We start from the raw sequence: 16720 nt of genomic DNA, 5'->3' as shown, positions 1-16720 counted from the left end.
TGACTGGTGATAAGTATTAAATTTTCCACGTTATGTTGAGTATAGTCTTAAGTTCCAGCTCTTCGAATTTTCCCCTTAAGATTTATGTAACTGATTGAAAAAATAATATACGAAATAGAAATTTAGTATTTTCAGGTGCTTAGTCTTTGTGAGCTGGCTATACTGAAGCTAAGGAAAACAAAAAATATATGCCATAAGCTTCGGATAACTACGGAGGCTGTGTGGTATCCATAAAGTAATAAGGTGTGTACTGACCCATCATGTTGAAATCAACCTCCGTATGCCATCAGGGCTTGGTTCGTGAAAGAAATGAAGATAGCGTTGTAGCCAATGAAACTCTGGGCCTGTGGGTGGTTGCTGATGGCGTCGGCGGAAATGCGCATGGTGATGTCGCGAGTCAATTAGTCGTTCAAACAATTGAACGACGGATTCGTCAGGGAAAGTCGCTGCGAGAGTCTGTTGAAGATGCAAATTCTGCACTGATATCTGCGGCACGAAGTCAGCAAGAATTGGAGGGAATGGCTAGCACTGTTGTGGTTAGTCTGTTTCATGGGCATCAATTTGAGCTAGCCTGGGTTGGGGATAGTCGTGCCTATTTGATAGATAGTGAGGGTCTGTCTCAATTATCCACAGACCACAATCTTGCTAATGAGTTACTTAAACAGGGTATTATTTCTGAAGGTGAATCTCGGACTCATGCTGGGCAGCATGAGCTGACTCAAGCGATGGGACAGATGAATCTGGAAAAAATTCCCAAGGTTTTAGGCGAATTGCACGAAGGTGATATCCTGCTTTTATGTACAGACGGTTTGTCTGGTCCATTGGAAGAAAGTACGATCTTTCAAACAGTTTGTGATAGCCCTTCTTTGGATGAGGCTGGAGAGACACTATTAGATTTGGTGTTGGAGGCAGGCGCACCAGATAACGTGAGCTTTTCTTTAATTCAGTTTCAGGAAGATGTCCGTCAAATTCGGGCGTCGGATTTTAACTCTAAATCTAAAAACAAAACTGCAAGCATCGTCCCGCCTAAGCTTGAAGGTACTTACCGCCACGCGTTTGATAAAAGAGCTTATTTGCGTCATCTCAAAGGTAGGTCGATGATGTTGGCTTTGGTCTTGTTCGCAATAGTGTTTTTGATTTTCTTTATCTAGTTTCTAAGGACGGAAGAACAATATGAAAGAGGGTCGTTACGCGTACCAAGACAAAATTGGTGAAGGAGGCATGGCCACGGTATATCGTGGTATGCAGTTGTCGCTGAATCGTCCAGTTGCGATTAAAGTTCTGTCGGCAACGCTTTCAGATAATCCCTCAGTCATAAAGCGTTTTAAGCGAGAAAGCTTAATTATCGCCCGTTTGAACCACCCCAACATAATACATGTTATCGATCGTGGAACGACAAGCAAGGGGCGCCCTGTATTCGTGATGGAATTCGTTGAGGGCATAAACTTAGCGGACGCGATTACTGAGCGGAAGTTTGATTTTAACCAAAAAGTCGATATCGCTATTCAAATGTGTAAAGGAATCGCCTATGCGCATAAATTTGATGTTATTCATCGAGATATCAAACCGGCAAATGTCATCATCGATAGAGAGGGCTTTGCGCGTCTTTTAGATTTCGGTATCGCTTCTTTTTTTGAAGCCGATAAAGATATGAACCCTGATGAAACGCGCTTAATCATGGGAACAGAAGCCTATATGGCTCCTGAGCAGCACAAAGGCATCGCCTTTACCTCTACTTTGAGTGACGTTTATTCGCTGGGAGTGGTGATGTATGAATTATTCACCAGTACCTTGCCACTACCCAATGCGCCTCCAATGGCTCAGATTGATGCCAATATAACTCCAGCCCTTGAAAACCTTATTCATCAGTGTCTTGCTGTTGACCCTGCTGAACGTCCTCAGTCTGTAGAGCAGGTCCGGACTCAGTTGCTTTTGGCGATGAAAGGTCAGCATATTGCTGAGGAACAAGTGAATCGGGCAGGAGAAGGCTTAGCCTCTATTCAGCAAAAATTTGGCTTACTTGATGTTATGCAGGAAGACAAATTTGGCGCGGTTTATTTGTATGAAGATAAGTCCTCTCACAAGCTTCTGGTAATTAAGAAGCGTACCTCTACTTTTACGGGGTATCGTGAGGCAAAAATGCTTCACAGTTTGAAGCATCCGAATCTGGTTAATATTCTAGGAACATCCAAGAACGATAGTGTATTCATTGTTGTTATGGAATATGTCTCGGGTGGCAGTCTGCAGGACCGCTTGATTGAACCTATGGGAATGCAGATGTTTTTGAATACGGCGGTTCAAATTTGTAGAGGTTTGGCGTTTGCGCATCAAAATAGGGTTTGCCATGGCAATTTGCGTCCTAGCAATGTTTTGTTGACTTCAGATTTCCAGGTTAAATTGACAGACTTTGGTTTGGATGAGCATTATCGTGTCAAAGAGCGAGATGGTAACTGGTATGGAGATGCTGATGATCGAAAGGACGAGTTATCTGATATTTTTTCGCTTGGCGCAATTTTTTATCATGCATTAACGGGGGTTCCTCCAGCATTTAAGGATGGCAACCTGGTTAAGACCCAGATATTCATTAAATTACCCGTTGATATTCAGCAAATAGTTGGTCGCATGCTGTCACGTCGCCGAGAACAGAGACCGCAAAGCGTTGAGTCTGTCTTGTCCGAGCTTTTGCCGCTTCAGGAGGAGGAAAAGACGAAAGTCATTGAATCTCCTCGAGAAGATGCCCCGGAAATTGTTCAAAAAGAGACAGTAATAAAGTATCAGCGAGTGAATTGGTTAACGATACTGCTTGCGGTTGTGATGGTGGTATCTATTGTTTTGAATGTCTTGTTACTAGGGGATAGTGGCAGTGACGTGCGTGACGCAATTAAAAGCTTCTTGGACTTATATATATAAATAAGTTCTTTTATGGGCTCCTGGGTCGCCCTCTTCGGATGAGGGTATCATGTGGCCATGCTTGCACTGCTTGCAGAATAGCACGCTTTGACTATTATTGATTGAATGGGAGCGTGACTCCGAGTCGTTTTCTGTTACTTCGGCTTTCATGAGACCTCAAAAAACAATCAGATCATTCCGTATGTGTTTACTGAGTAGTTGTGAGTATTGGCTATCTGCATAAAGGAGCCATAAATTACTAAGTTTTTCGGGTGTTTTACAGTTTTTTATTTTAATTTTTGTTCACACCTTTTATTATGATCAGCTTCGGGTATAAATCTAAGTTGAAAGACGGAATTTCTAAACTAAATACAATAGGGCTACAGACATCACCATGACCTCTTTGAAGAAAGTAAAGCTGCCTCTTGAGCAGGTATATCGCTGGGAAAAAGCAAAAGCGGATGATATTTATCTAACTCAGCCAATGGGTAACGGCGTGGTTCAGGAATATACCTGGAACCGAGCAGTTGGCGAGGCCAGAAGGATGGCTAGCTATATTAAATCTTTAGATTTACCACCAAAAAGTCGAATCGGTATTCTTTCGAAGAACTGTGCGCATTGGATCATGAGTGATCTGGCGATCTGGATGGCGGGTCATATATGTGTACCTCTTTACCCTACGCTAAATGCTGAAACGGTTAAGTATATCCTTGAGCACAGTGAAACGCAGTTGTTATTTGTTGGTAAACTGGACGACTGGGAAATGATGAAACCTGGTGTGCCAGATGATTTACCTTGTGTTTCTTATCCTCTAAGTCCAAAAACAGATTACCCAAGCTGGGATAACCTGGTTGCTGAGCATGCTCCGATACAAGAAGATACTGTTCGGGATGCTGACGAGTTAGCGACGATTGTTTATACATCGGGTTCAACCGGCAAGCCAAAAGGCGTTATGTTGTCATTTGAGGCCTTAGGTATTGCAGCAAGCGGTGTTGCACAAGCTTTGGATATAAAGCCTACTGATAGAATGTTATCTTACTTGCCACTGGCGCACGTGTTTGAACGTTTTGCGGTTGAGCAGTCCTCTATCCATATAGGTGCTCAGTTATTTTTTGCTGATGCTTTGGATACCTTCCTGGACGACTTGCGTCGTGCTAAACCAACGGTCTTTATTTCTGTTCCACGCCTGTGGTCCAAGTTCCAACTAGGTATCTTTAAGAAGATGCCTCCTAAGAAACTAAATCGTTTGCTTAAGATTCCAATTGTGTCTGGTTTGGTCAAGAAGAAAGTATTGACTGCTCTGGGCTTGGAATACTGCCGTTTTGCTGGAAGTGGTTCGGCGCCGTTATCAGGTGATATCATTAATTGGTATCGTAACCTGGGTCTGGAATTGCTAGAAGGTTACGGTATGTCTGAGAATTTTGCATATTCTCATATCTCATTGCCAGGCCGCTCAAAGGTTGGTTATGTAGGTGAGCCGATGCCGGGTGTTGAACAGCGTATTTCAGAAATTGGTGAGATCGAGGTCAAGAGCCCTGCTACGATGATGGGCTACTATAAAGACGAAGAAAAGACCAAAGAAACCTTTACCGAGGATGGCTTCTTGCTGACTGGTGATAAGGGTGAAATTGATAGCATGGGTCGCTTGCGTATTACTGGTCGTATTAAGGAAATCTTTAAGACCAGTAAAGGTAAGTATGTTGCTCCAGCGCCAATTGAAAACAAGATTGTTGGTCATGATTCTTTAGAGATGGTCTGTGTTGCTGGTGCTGAACAGCCTCAGCCTTATGCTTTGTTGATGCTTTCGGATGAAACTTTTGCTAAGCAGGGTGATGAGTCTTTCCGTAAGCAGGTTGAGCCGGAATTGGAAGCCTTAATGAAAGAGGTTAATGCTTCGGTTGACCCGCATGAGGCGCTGCAATTTATGGTTGTTGTGAATCAGCAGTGGACGATTGAAAATGAGTTCCTGACGCCGACAATGAAAATTAAGCGTAATGTAATCGAAGATGTTTACGCACCTTCTCAAGACGGATGGTATGGCAGTAAGCAGAAGATTATTTGGCAATAAGCCAAACTTAATGTGATATTCAAAAGCCCGCTTATGCGGGTTTTTTATTTTTGCCTTGTTGAGCTCAGTTGTTTGGACCTCAACTGAATTTAGAACTTAAAGCTACTTTGGATACCCAGGGATCAGTCTGAGCTGGATTCGCTCAAACCAAATCCGGAGAGCAAGCTGTAACTGCGCTTTCGATTAGGTACCCAAGTTGTGCTCAATCCGAGCTTTCTGATCGGCTCTCTTGTTATAGAAGATGCTTGCTTGAAGTAATAGCTGGCGCCCAACATGAAGCCTTTGTCCATAAGTCTCTGTATAGAGGCTCTGCCATACCATCGATTATTATATTTCTTGGACGGTGAGTCGCCGGTAATCTGATTATGAAAGGGATGAAAAAGACCATTATGAGTTTGAAGAGTTTGAAGAGTTTGAAGAGTTTGAAGAGTTTGAAGAGTTTGAAGAGTTTGAGGAACCAGTGTTCGAAGACTGAGGTTCTGAGGTGGTAGGTGAAGGTTCAAATTGGGTATATATGTTAAGTGGATATTAGGTTTAAATATACGTCAAAGATTACTTGGAATATGAACTTATGGATAATAGTCAGTTTTTTTATCGTATTGCACCTTTCTCATCTAAAGAGGGGCGAGTTGCTCTGGTAGATATTTTAAACATAGACAACACAACGCCTTTGGATGACTGGCTAGGTTTGGTTGTTTCGTTAGCGGATGGCTTTCATACCCTTCAGCAGTTGATTGATCACTTGTCTGCTCAGTACTCGACGCCTCCCGATAACCTGGAGAAAACTATTTACTCAGTAGTTGAACGTTTGGTTGAAAGTAAAGTGATAGAATTGAGTCAGCGTGTGACGACCTTACCTTATTACTTGAGTGGCCCCGTTGATGAGTTGGATATGGAGCGAGCAAGAAGAGAACTTGCGCTTCAAGATGGTCAGCCAGATGGTGGGTCGCTGCATTAGTTAGCGCTTTCCCATAAGGAAATAAAAAAGGCAGCCTAGGCTGCCTTTTTCTTTGAATATGAATCTACATATTCGGATAGTTTGGACCGCCGCCGCCTTCTGGTGTGACCCAGGTAATGTTTTGTGCAGGGTCTTTGATATCACAGGTCTTACAGTGAACACAGTTTTGAGAGTTGATTTGGAAGCGCTTATCGCCGTTATCTTCTTCTACAATCTCATATACACCTGCTGGGCAATAACGCTGTGCAGGCTCATCAAACTTAGTCAGGTTGTGGCCAAGAGGGATAGAGTCATCCTTAAGCTTTAAGTGGCACATTTGATCTTCTTCGTGGTTTGTATTCGATAGGAATACAGAAGTAAGACGGTCAAAGGTGATGTTGTTATCCGGCTTAGGGTAGTCGATCTTTTTGCATTCTGCTGCTGGCTTAAGTGCAGCATGGTCGTAAGTTTTATCGCTGAAGCTGAAAGGCAGTTTACCACCAAAGATGTTTTGGTCGATAAATGTATAAGCCGCACCAAGGTAAGTGCCAAACTTATGCATAACGCCAACGAAGTTACGCGTGTTGTACAGTTCGTCGTGTAGCCAGCTGTTCTTGAACTTCGCTTCAAAGTTGGTCGCTTCTTCGCCTTCTGCACCGCCAGCAAGCTTCTCTGCAACAGCTTCTGCAGCCAGCATGCCACTCTTCATTGCTGTGTGAGAACCTTTGATTTTCAGCGGGTTCATTGTTCCTGCGTCACAGCCAATTAACATGCCGCCAGGGAATGACATCTTGGGAAGTGCATTGATGCCGCCTTTAATCAGTGCTCGAGCGCCATAACTAACACGCTTGCCGCCTTCTAAGGCATCTTTTAGTACAGGGTTAAGCTTACAACGTTGCATCTCTTCAAAAGGTGATACGTGTGGGTTGCTATAGCTAAGGTCAGTAATTAAACCGAGTACTACTTGGTTGTTTTCAATGTGGTAAAGGAACCAGCCGCCTGTGGATGAAGACTCGCTTAGTGGCCAACCCAGGCCGTGCATAACAGTACCTTCACGGTGTTTAGCTGGGTCGATATCCCAAAGTTCCTTGATGCCGATACCGTAATGCTGAGGATCTTTTCCTTCATCTAGGTTGAACTTAGAGATGATTTCTTTGCCAAGATGTCCACGACAACCTTCAGCAAACATTGTGTATTTAGCGTGTAACTCCATGCCTGGCATGTAAGAGTCTTTTTGTTGGCCGTCTTCGCTGATGCCCATGTCGCCAGTAGCAACACCTTTTACACGACCATCTTCATGGTATAAAACTTCTGCTGCAGCAAAGCCTGGGTATACTTCTACGCCAAGTCCTTCAGCTTGCTCGCCTAACCAGCGGCAAACGTTGCCAAGGCTAACAATATAGTTGCCATCGTTGTGTGTAGGTTTAGGGATAAAAGCGTTTGGAAGTTTTACCGACTTTTCCTGATTGGTCAGGAAGTAAAATTCATCACCTGTTACAGCGGTATTTAATGGTGCGCCCATTTCTTTCCAATTAGGGAACAGCTCATTTAACGCTGTTGGTTCTAGAACTGCGCCAGACAGGATGTGGGCGCCAACCTCAGATCCTTTTTCTACAACGCATACGCTGATTTCATTACCAGTCTCTTCAGCGATTTGTCTTAGACGACAGGCTGCTGATAATCCAGCGGGGCCACCGCCGACAATGAGTACGTCAAACTCCATCGATTCACGTTCCACAATAGGTCTCCTCGTGCATATACGTTATATAGCGTCCTGATGTTAAGCCTGTTTAGCTGGACCAGAGCGCAGTTTTTAGTTTCCGCTTTTTTACGGCGCGCGAATTATACAGTTATTCGCTGAAATTCGCACCCCCAGTCTTTCTGACTATGCTAATTCACAATATGGCAGTGACGGAAGTAGTGATGAATACCTCTCTTTTAGCATGTTGACTAAATATATAGCCACTTTAGCTTCCTGTGCTGCAAAGAGAGTTTCAAACAAACGTTTGAATTTTACCTGTTTATTCAATGTATGTAAAAGGTAGTTGTTATCCTGGTATTCGCAATTGATTTAGAGCATAAAAATATAGAAAAAGAGTGTTGAAATAGGTGCGATTTAATGTGCAACTATTGACCTAAAAGCGATTTATCGGCAGAATCATGCGCTTCGCGAAAGCTGTATTTTATTTAATCTTGGAAGGCTAGTGAGTATTTGCTGGTTTTTTCGAGGGTTAAATGCTGATAAAACACCGCTTAAGAGCCCGAATGGACTAAAGTAGTGTAAATTATATTTTTGCTTCGCGCCTGTATCTGGGTCTATCTAGGTCGTTGTTCAGGGTTTACCGGTCATTGTTAATTTTTATTAGTTAGCGAATGCTTGGGTAAGTAAAACTTTGAAGAATGATAAGACCTCTAAATTCAATTGTTAATTAACGAGGAATCTATGAAGGTTCTGGTCGCTGTTAAACGAGTTATTGACTATAACGTCAAAGTTCGAGTTAAGCCTGATAATTCAGGTGTAGATCTTACTAATATCAAAATGGCAATGAACCCATTCTGTGAAATCGCTGTTGAAGAAGCGGTTCGCTTGAAAGAGAAGGGTGTTGCAAGTGAAATCGTAGTGGTTTCTATTGGTCCTAAAGTTGCTCAAGAGCAAATTCGTACAGCCCTGGCGCTAGGTGCGGATCGCGGTATTCTGATTGAAACTGACGAAGAAGTTCAGTCTCTACAAGCTGCAAAATTATTTAAGTCTGTTGTTGAAAAAGAAGAGCCACAGCTAGTAATTCTTGGTAAGCAGTCTATCGACTCTGATAACAACCAAACTGGTCAGATGCTTGCTGCATTGACTGGTATGCCTCAAGGTACGTTTGCTTCTGAAGTTGTTGTTGATGGCGACAAAGTAAATGTTACTCGTGAAGTTGATGGTGGTCTGATGACAGTTGGTTTGAACTTGCCAGCAGTTGTAACAACTGACTTGCGTTTGAACGAGCCACGTTATGCTTCTCTTCCAAATATCATGAAAGCGAAGAAAAAGCCGCTTGAAATGACAACTCCAGCTGACCTGGGTGTTGATGTTGCTGCTAGCTTGAAGATTACCAAGGTTGAAGAGCCAGCTACGCGTTCAGCAGGTATTAAAGTTGCCGATGTTGCTGAATTGGTTGACAAACTTAAGACTGAAGCGAAGGTGATCTAACATGAGTATACTAGTAATTGCAGATCATGATAACGGTAGCATCAAGCCAGTTACCCTAAACGTTTTGAGTGCAGCAAAAGCGATCGGTGGTGACATCGACGTGCTAGTTGCAGGCGAAGGTTGTGGTGCGGCGGCTGAAGCAGCTGCTAAAGCTGAAGGTGTTGCTAAAGTATTGGTTGCAGATAATGCAGCCTACGGTCACTCTCTAGCTGAGAACTTATCTCTACTAGTTGCTGATCTTGGTAAAGGTTATTCTCACATCGTTACTTCTGCGGGCACTACGGGTAAGGACTTCCTTCCACGTGTAGCTGCTTTGTTGGATGTGGCGCAAATCTCTGACATCATCAAAGTTGAATCAGCTGATACTTTCGTTCGTCCTATCTATGCAGGTAATGCGATCGCTACTGTTCAGTCTTCTGACGGCATCAAAGTAATCACTGTTCGTGGTACTGCGTTTGATCCTGTTGCTGCTGAAGGTGGTTCTGCTGCTGTTGAAGCTATTGATAACGTTCAGGATGCTGGCATCTCTACCTTCGTTGGTGAAGAAATGGCTAAGTCTGATCGTCCAGAGTTGACTGCTGCTGACATCGTGATTTCTGGTGGCCGTGGTATGCAAAATGGCGACAACTTCAAGATTCTTGAGTCTGTTGCTGACAAGCTAGGCGCTGCTGTAGGTGCATCACGTGCCGCTGTTGATGCTGGCTTCGTACCTAACGATATGCAGGTTGGTCAAACAGGTAAGATTGTTGCACCTAACCTTTACATCGCTGTTGGTATCTCGGGTGCTATCCAGCACTTGGCAGGTATGTCAGGCAGTAAAGTAATCGTTGCAATCAACAAAGACGAAGATGCTCCTATCTTCCAGGTTGCTGATTACGGTTTGGTTGCTGATTTGTTTGAAGCTGTTCCAGAATTGGACGCTGCACTTTAAGCAAAGCTAAGTTCTAAAAACCGATACATGAAAGTGTATCGGTTTTTTTGTGCCTGACTATTAATCAGGCTTTGCTTCGTAAGGTGTCAAGTTCGTAAGTGCCTTTGTAAAGCTCTCTTCTAGCGGACATTCTAATGTCACGTTTTGCCCCGTCACTGGGTGATTGAACGTAAGTTTGGTCGCTGCCAATAATAAACGATGACTATCAAAATTTTCTTTGAATAGACGGTTGTGCTCACCTTTCCCATATTTTACATCACCGATAATTGGGTGGCTGATGTGTTTTAGGTGGCGCCGAATTTGATGCTTTCTGCCGGTTGTGGGCTTCAGTTGGATGTGGCTGTATCGTGAACTGGGGAAGCGCCCATCTGAGAATGGCAGCTCAAAACTGCACATTCGTTCATAATGTGTGACAGCTTCTTTAGGGTCTTTTTTTTGAAGTTGTTTTTGCATGTGTTTGAAAACTGCGATTTCTTTTAGAGGGTGATTGATCTCTCCATTGGTGGGAGTATACCCGCGAACGATTGCTTGATATGTCTTATTGACCAAGCGGTTTTCAAAATCTGAGCTAAGCTGAGAGGCGATCTCGGAATGCAGAGCAAATAGGAGTAGCCCTGATGTCGGTTTATCCAAACGGTGTACCGGATAGACCCACTGATCAATCTGGTTTCGCAATATTTTCATAGCATAGCTAGTTTCATGCTTGTCGATGGGACTTTTGTGTACCAGTAAACCTGCAGGTTTTTGTATAGCAATTAGGAACTTATCTTGGAAGATAATGGATAATTGCTCAGTAGCTTGTGTATCGGGCATTTGCATAACGATTGTTCTATAAAAAGAAATCAGTTTTCTGAAAGGCCATATTCTAGCACTGTACTGGATTCGTTGGGTGAAGTTGGTAGTATCTCCGTTTCTATAACAAATACATTAATACACAAGTAATGGAAGAACGAATGAGTACGTTTAATTTAAGGTTTGGTATCAGCAGGTTATTTGTCGTTATAGTCACTTGCTTAACAGTTGTTGCTTGTAGTGAAAATGGTAAAGATCAAGAAAACCCTGAAGCAGCAATGGCCGCAATGCCGCCACCTCCTGTGACCGTTGCAGAGGTAATACAGGGCGAGGTTAGTGACTGGAAGGAGTATACAGGTCGTCTAGAAGCTTCAGACAGTATTGTCGTCATGCCGCGCACTTCTGGTTACATACTATCGGTAGGCTTTGAAGATGGAGCTTATGTCAAGAAGGGTGACTTGCTATTTCAGGTAGATTATCGAACGGTGCGTGCAGAAGTTCAGCGCCTGGAAGCGGAAGTTAAACGCAATGTAGCGGAAATAGAATTATCTAAACGTGATTTAAAACGAGCAGAAAGTTTACGTAAGAAAAGCGCGATTTCTCAAGAGCAGCTCGATAACAGTCGCACCCGCTTAACTCAAGCTATTGCCGCAGTAGAAAGTGCGAAGGCAGACTTGAAACGAACTAAAGTCCTCGATGCAATCACCACCGTAAAAGCTGAGTTTGATGGCCAGGTTTCTAATGCCCGTGTGAAAAAAGGGAGCTCGGTCATTGCAGGTAGCACAGTGCTGACTACCTTGGTTTCTACTGATAAAACACATGCATATTTTGATGTTGACGAAAAAACCTTTGCTCGTTTGCGTAGCTTAGGAGAAGGCAAGCGTTTGGATGAAATGAATATTCCTGTATTTATGGGGTTGGCGGGTGAAACTACNTATCCGCATCAGGGAGTGATCGATTTTGTTGATAATCAGGTTGATATCAGTACGGGTACAATACGACTGCGTGCAGTATTTAGCAATGAAGATGGTAAGTTCACGCCAGGGATGTTTGCGCGGATTAATATGCAGATAGGTGCGAGCTATCCAGGAATTCTTGTTGATGAGAAAGCTGTCGTGACAGACCTTAGTCATAAATATGTATTGGTTTTAGGAGAAAACAACATCTTGGAATATCGCCCTGTTCAGTTGGGTCCTAAATTCAAGGGTTTGAGGGCGATTAAGAGTGGCCTGGAAGCTGGTGAAAAGATTGTTATCAAGGGGCAGGGCTTGCCAAATGTTTTCCCTGGAATGCCGGTATCACCTAGTGATGCAGATATGGCGCCAGCCACTAACAATAGCCAAGGCTAGGAGCGGCAAGCCAAAATGAGTATTTCACAATATTTTATTAGCCGCCCGATCTTTGCTGGCGTGCTCTCGATGATGATCTTCCTAGCTGGCTTGATCGCCGTCTTTCAATTGCCGATAACAGAATACCCAGAGGTTGTTCCGCCAACCGTTGTGGTTAATGCTAGCTATCCTGGCGCAAACCCCGAAGTGATGGCGGACTCTGTTGCTACGCCATTGGAACAGGCGATTAATGGTGTTGAAGGCATGCTTTATATGTCCTCACAAGCAACCTCAGATGGTAGCTTGGCAATTACTGTTACCTTTGAGCTGGGTACTGATGTCGATGATGCGCAGGTACAAGTCCAAAACCGTGTTTCGCGAGCGATTCCCAGGCTGCCGCAAGACGTTCAACGTTTGGGGGTGACCACAACCAAATCTTCACCTGACTTAACGATGGTCGTGCATCTGTTATCACCTGACGATAGCTATGACATGTTGTACCTGTCTAACTTTGCTAACTTGAAAGTGCGCGATGAACTTGCTCGCCTAGAAGGTGTTGGAAATGCTCAAGTATTTGGTGCAGGGGATTACTCTGTGCGTATCTGGCTGAATCCTGAGCAGGTATCTGCGATGGGTATGACCACCAGCGATGTGATCAATGCCATACGGGAACAAAACCGTCAGGCCGCGGCAGGGACAATTGGCGCGCCGCCCGGAGCGGAAGCAGCACCGTTTCAGCTGTTGATAAAGGTAAAAGGTCGTTTAGAGACTTTAGAAGAATTTGAGGATGTTGTACTGCGTGTTGGCGATAACGGAGCCATCACGCGCTTAAAAGATGTCGCGCGAGTTGAATTAGGTTCAAATTCCTATGCGCTAAGATCCTTGCTAAATAACAAGCAGGCCGCAGCCATTGCAATTTTTCAACGCCCTGGCTCAAATGCGATCCAGATCTCAGACGATGTTCGTGCGCGTATGGAAGAATTGAAGAAGACTTTCCCTGCGGGTGTTGATTACAACATCGTCTATGATCCTACCATTTTCGTGCGAGGTTCTATCGAAGCGGTTGTGATGACTTTGCTTGAAGCCATGGTGCTTGTTGTGATTGTGGTCTTACTGTTCTTGCAGACATGGCGAGCATCAATTATTCCTTTAGTTGCAGTACCTGTTTCTTTAGTTGGGACATTTGCAGTGATGGCCATGTTTGGCTTTTCTTTAAATGCACTAACGCTTTTTGGATTAGTCTTGGCTATCGGTATCGTAGTAGATGATGCGATTGTTGTGGTTGAAAACGTAGAGCGAAATATTGCTTTAGGAAAGAGTTCTATTGAAGCCACGAAGCAAGCTATGCGAGAGGTGACCGGGCCGATTATTGCTACCTCCTTGGTATTAAGTGCTGTATTTATTCCAACAGCCTTCATCTCTGGTTTGACTGGGCAGTTTTACAAGCAATTTGCCCTAACCATCGCTATTTCAACAATTATATCGACTTTCAATTCGCTAACTCTTAGCCCGGCTTTGGCCGCGGTGTTATTAAAGCCCCATGATGCAAAGAAAGACCGACTGAGCCGTATCATTGACGCCTTGTTTGGTAAGATTATTTTTGGCCCGTTTAATAAATTTTTTAGTGCCTTGACTGAAGGTTACACCTCCTTACTGAAAGTCATAATCCGGCTTTCTGTGATTGTTGTTTTGATTTACGCAGGCTTGATGGTATTAACCTCGCACCAATTTAAGACAACTCCCACCGGGTTTGTTCCTGCTCAAGACAAAATGTACTTGATTGCCTTTGCACAGTTACCTGATGCATCAAGCTTGGATCGCACTGAAGCGGTGATTAAGAAAATGTCAGCGATCGCCCTGGAGCATCCGGGAGTAGAATCATCAGTCGCTTTTCCCGGGTTATCACCTAACGGCTTCACGGTATCCTCGAATGAGGGGGTTGTCTTTGTCACCCTAAAGCATTTTGACGAACGCCAAGCACCTGATATGAGTGCTGACGCGATTGCTGGTGCCTTATGGGGGCAGTTTATGGGAATAGATGAAGCCTTTACGGTTATTTTTCCTCCGCCTCCCGTTATCGGTTTAGGCACTACTGGTGGCTTTAAACTGCAGATTGAGGATAGGGCAAACCTGGGCTATGAACGCTTGTTTCAGGAAACACAAAAGGTTGTAGGCCAAGCCTGGCAAACGCCAGAGTTAACACAGGTTTTCTCTTTCTTTCAGGTTAATGTACCGCAAATAGAAATTAACGTTGATAGAGAGAAGGCTAAAGTTCATGGTGTAGCGATATCAGATATTTTTGATACCTTGCAAGCCTATATGGGCTCGGTATATGTCAATGATGTCAATTTATTTGGTCGCACTTATCAGGTCAATGTGCAGGCCGATGAAGCCTTTAGAGTAGATGAAACGCAGCTGGAAAAGCTAAAAGTGCGCAACCGTGAGGGATCAATGGTGCCGCTTGCTTCGTTTGTAACGGTGCAGCACGGCGCTGGTCCAAACCGCGTTTCTAAGTACAACGGCTATCCGGCGGCTGACCTAAATGGACAAGCCAAGCCCGGTTATAGTTCTGGTCAAGCAGAAGCAGCCATCACAGCTATTCTCGACCGCTCTTTACCAAATGGGATGGCTTATGAATGGACAGATCTGAAGTATCAGCAGATTCTAGCGGGTAATACGGCTATCTATATTTTCCCCTTGGTTGTTTTACTGGTCTTCCTAGTGTTGGCCGCGCAGTATGAGTCATGGTCGTTGCCACTGGCGATTATCTTGATTGTGCCAATGGTTTTGTTGTCAGCGATGACGGGTATTATTTTGTGGGGTTTGACTAACAATATCTTCACGCAAATAGGTTTTATTGTGCTGGTTGGGCTGGCTGCGAAGAACGCCATTCTTATCGTTGAGTTTGCCAAAGAGAAAGAAGATAGTGGCATGGGGTTGCTTGAGGCGACGCTTGAAGCCAGCCGCTTGCGTTTACGCCCCATTTTAATGACTTCGCTTGCTTTTATTATGGGGGTGGTGCCCTTGGTGTGGGGTTCAGGAGCGGGTGCAGAAATGCGTGAGGCCATGGGTGTTGCTGTATTTGCAGGTATGATTGGGGTTACCGTTTTTGGCTTACTCTTAACGCCTCTCTTCTATAAGTTAGTCAGGCATCTAAGCAACAGAAAAAAGTTGTAGGGTAGAGCTTCTTATTTCTACCTATTAAGGCGGGAATTTCCCGCCTTAATATTTTATAGGCTAATCTAGTAAATCTATGACGGTTTGAGAGTTATAGAAATCTTCTAAATGGCGTCTCAGAAGCTCCTCTAGAATGCCGTTTTCTTTAAATGCTTCTAAAGCCTTGGGTGCGAATATTTTTATGGGCGCAATAATTCTATCTTTTGAGACATCAAATTCCTCGAGCAAGACGTCGAGGTTTTTTCTGCCGTAGCGCTTAAAGAAGTAGTCTACGATGGTTTCATAACTGCTGATGAAATAATCTGTTTTTCTAAACTTAAGCCAGAAGTCATAGCCTAAGGCGATAAATTCAGATAGATCTAAACTGTCCATACCTTGTTGAAATTCAGACATGGGTTTATTTTCAATCGCTTCCCATAGCTCCATTGCAGAGTCGCGCAATTGCTCATCGCTTACTGAGCCTTCTAGAAACTTCTTGCTTTCGTCCAGGATAAAGTCGAGGCTGTCGATAATAAAACTTTTTACGCTCTCCTCTACTCCGGAGCCAATTTTTGGCGCAGCTTTGCTGACTACATTTCTTCCCATCTTGAGCATTGAGGACACGCCCGGAATGTTCTTGCTGATTAGGTTGCTTTCATAAATATAGCGAAGGATAGCTTGGTAAAGAATGCCTGATATTAATTCGGCATATATCGGTAGCTCAATTACTTTGTCTATGCCTTTGTTTCGCTGCTCCTTTAGCTCTAAAGCTTTGTCTATGAATTCTTCAAAGTCTTTTTTGCTGATGATTTGGTTCAGTAAGGTTTCTTGATGTTTTTTTGATGTAAATAGAGTGTCGGCTGCCTCACCCGCAACTTCGGCGATGGCACCTGGAATACTTGAGCTAACGACGTTTTCGTATATAACTTGTTTGATTTGTTTAGCGCTGACAAACTTATTTAGATGGATTTCTCCTACAGCTTTCAGTAAAAACTCAGTCTCTGAATCGCATAGCTCAATAAAACGATCGGAGTTAAAGCACTCAAGTTCGTGCTTTAAATGTAGCTCTAATAGCTGTTTTGAGAGTGAGGGGAGCTCACTTTTATCATTTGCTGTGTCGTGCTTGGTTTTGTTTGCTTGGCGCTTAGTCATAATAGACTCCTGTAATATAGCTTACAGTTGTACCCTTAATGTCTAGAGGCGTCAAATCAAAAGTCTATTTTTGCTGTTGATGTGTCGTAATTAAATTGTCTAGTATGGACGTTTACCACTTAGAGTACTGATCTTCGACAAAACCATATTGAGATTCAATCTCGTAGCGTTTGCCTTCAGCGGTGATTAAGTGCCCCTTAAACTTGCCGAATATTTGTTTGAAGTTTGTGGCCATGAAACCGGCATTGAGGTGTTCCTTATGCATTCCTTCAGG

The 16720-nt window shown here is 43.7% G+C and carries 12 protein-coding genes; 8 read left to right on the top strand and 4 right to left on the bottom strand.

Annotation, left to right across the window (positions count from 1 at the left end):
* Window positions 1-260: 260 nt before the first annotated feature.
* The 4 genes from A3757_RS15640 (at window position 261) to A3757_RS15625 (ending at window position 5915) form a co-directional block, all read left to right on the top strand.
* On the top strand, window positions 261-1151 hold the full coding sequence (locus tag A3757_RS15640; protein ID WP_068739897.1) for a PP2C family serine/threonine-protein phosphatase: 891 nt from the start codon (window positions 261-263) through the stop codon (window positions 1149-1151).
* Between the two features lie 22 nt (window positions 1152-1173).
* Complete coding sequence (locus A3757_RS15635; protein WP_068553013.1) at window positions 1174-2910, top strand: serine/threonine-protein kinase; 1737 nt, start codon at window positions 1174-1176, stop codon at window positions 2908-2910.
* Between the two features lie 373 nt (window positions 2911-3283).
* Entirely contained in the window at window positions 3284-4957 is a 1674-nt protein-coding gene (locus A3757_RS15630) for an AMP-binding protein (protein WP_068508392.1), read from the top strand.
* Between the two features lie 571 nt (window positions 4958-5528).
* Window positions 5529-5915: a PqqD family protein gene (locus A3757_RS15625; RefSeq protein ID WP_068508390.1), complete on the top strand. Its 387-nt coding sequence runs from the start codon at window positions 5529-5531 to the stop codon at window positions 5913-5915.
* Between the two features lie 64 nt (window positions 5916-5979).
* Here the strand turns inward: A3757_RS15625 and A3757_RS15620 are convergent, their stop codons facing one another.
* On the bottom strand, window positions 5980-7632 hold the full coding sequence (locus tag A3757_RS15620) for an electron transfer flavoprotein-ubiquinone oxidoreductase (RefSeq protein WP_068508388.1): 1653 nt from the start codon (window positions 7630-7632) through the stop codon (window positions 5980-5982).
* 705 nt (window positions 7633-8337) lie between these two features.
* Here A3757_RS15620 and A3757_RS15615 point away from each other — a divergent pair.
* Both A3757_RS15615 and A3757_RS15610 read left to right on the top strand, forming a co-directional pair.
* Window positions 8338-9087 carry an electron transfer flavoprotein subunit beta/FixA family protein gene (locus tag A3757_RS15615; RefSeq protein WP_068508385.1) on the top strand — a complete coding sequence of 250 codons (750 nt, stop codon included), beginning with the start codon at window positions 8338-8340 and terminating at the stop codon, window positions 9085-9087.
* 1 nt (window position 9088) lies between these two features.
* Window positions 9089-10018 carry an electron transfer flavoprotein subunit alpha/FixB family protein gene (locus tag A3757_RS15610; protein ID WP_068508383.1) on the top strand — a complete coding sequence of 310 codons (930 nt, stop codon included), beginning with the start codon at window positions 9089-9091 and terminating at the stop codon, window positions 10016-10018.
* 60 nt (window positions 10019-10078) lie between these two features.
* On the opposite strand, the gene A3757_RS15605 is transcribed toward A3757_RS15610, so the two are convergent.
* Window positions 10079-10837, bottom strand: coding sequence for a pseudouridine synthase (locus A3757_RS15605; protein ID WP_231872206.1), 759 nt, complete (start codon window positions 10835-10837; stop codon window positions 10079-10081).
* Between the two features lie 134 nt (window positions 10838-10971).
* Here A3757_RS15605 and A3757_RS15600 point away from each other — a divergent pair, with 134 nt between their 5' ends.
* Both A3757_RS15600 and A3757_RS15595 read left to right on the top strand, forming a co-directional pair.
* On the top strand, window positions 10972-12159 hold the full coding sequence (locus tag A3757_RS15600) for an efflux RND transporter periplasmic adaptor subunit (protein ID WP_068508381.1): 1188 nt from the start codon (window positions 10972-10974) through the stop codon (window positions 12157-12159).
* 15 nt (window positions 12160-12174) lie between these two features.
* Window positions 12175-15315: an efflux RND transporter permease subunit gene (locus tag A3757_RS15595; RefSeq protein WP_068508378.1), complete on the top strand. Its 3141-nt coding sequence runs from the start codon at window positions 12175-12177 to the stop codon at window positions 15313-15315.
* Between the two features lie 60 nt (window positions 15316-15375).
* Here A3757_RS15595 and A3757_RS15590 read toward each other — a convergent pair whose 3' ends face one another.
* Window positions 15376-16446 (bottom strand): hypothetical protein, encoded by a 1071-nt coding sequence (locus A3757_RS15590; RefSeq protein ID WP_068508376.1) that lies wholly within the window; start codon window positions 16444-16446, stop codon window positions 15376-15378.
* A 112-nt stretch (window positions 16447-16558) separates the two neighbouring features.
* Entirely contained in the window at window positions 16559-16711 is a 153-nt protein-coding gene (locus A3757_RS28130) for a DUF2804 family protein (RefSeq protein WP_369819555.1), read from the bottom strand.
* Between the last annotated feature and the right edge of the window lie 9 nt (window positions 16712-16720).

The sequence above is a fragment of the Oleiphilus sp. HI0117 genome, assembly GCF_001635235.1.
The sequence above is the reverse complement of the archived record's forward strand: the minus strand, read 5'-3'. Positions and strand labels throughout refer to the sequence as shown.

Excerpts from the sequence above, each read along its gene's own strand:
- A3757_RS15640 (WP_068739897.1), top strand. The coding sequence starts at position 261 with ATGTTGAAATCAACCTCCGTATGCCATCAGGGCTTGGTTCGTGAAAGA.
- A3757_RS15635 (WP_068553013.1), top strand. The coding sequence starts at position 1,174 with ATGAAAGAGGGTCGTTACGCGTACCAAGACAAAATTGGTGAAGGAGGC.
- A3757_RS15630 (WP_068508392.1), top strand. The coding sequence starts at position 3,284 with ATGACCTCTTTGAAGAAAGTAAAGCTGCCTCTTGAGCAGGTATATCGC.
- A3757_RS15625 (WP_068508390.1), top strand. The coding sequence starts at position 5,529 with ATGGATAATAGTCAGTTTTTTTATCGTATTGCACCTTTCTCATCTAAA.
- A3757_RS15615 (WP_068508385.1), top strand. The coding sequence starts at position 8,338 with ATGAAGGTTCTGGTCGCTGTTAAACGAGTTATTGACTATAACGTCAAA.
- A3757_RS15610 (WP_068508383.1), top strand. The coding sequence starts at position 9,089 with ATGAGTATACTAGTAATTGCAGATCATGATAACGGTAGCATCAAGCCA.
- A3757_RS15605 (WP_231872206.1), bottom strand. The coding sequence starts at position 10,837 with ATGCAAATGCCCGATACACAAGCTACTGAGCAATTATCCATTATCTTC.
- A3757_RS15595 (WP_068508378.1), top strand. The coding sequence starts at position 12,175 with ATGAGTATTTCACAATATTTTATTAGCCGCCCGATCTTTGCTGGCGTG.
- A3757_RS15590 (WP_068508376.1), bottom strand. The coding sequence starts at position 16,446 with ATGACTAAGCGCCAAGCAAACAAAACCAAGCACGACACAGCAAATGAT.
- A3757_RS28130 (WP_369819555.1), bottom strand. The coding sequence starts at position 16,711 with ATGCATAAGGAACACCTCAATGCCGGTTTCATGGCCACAAACTTCAAA.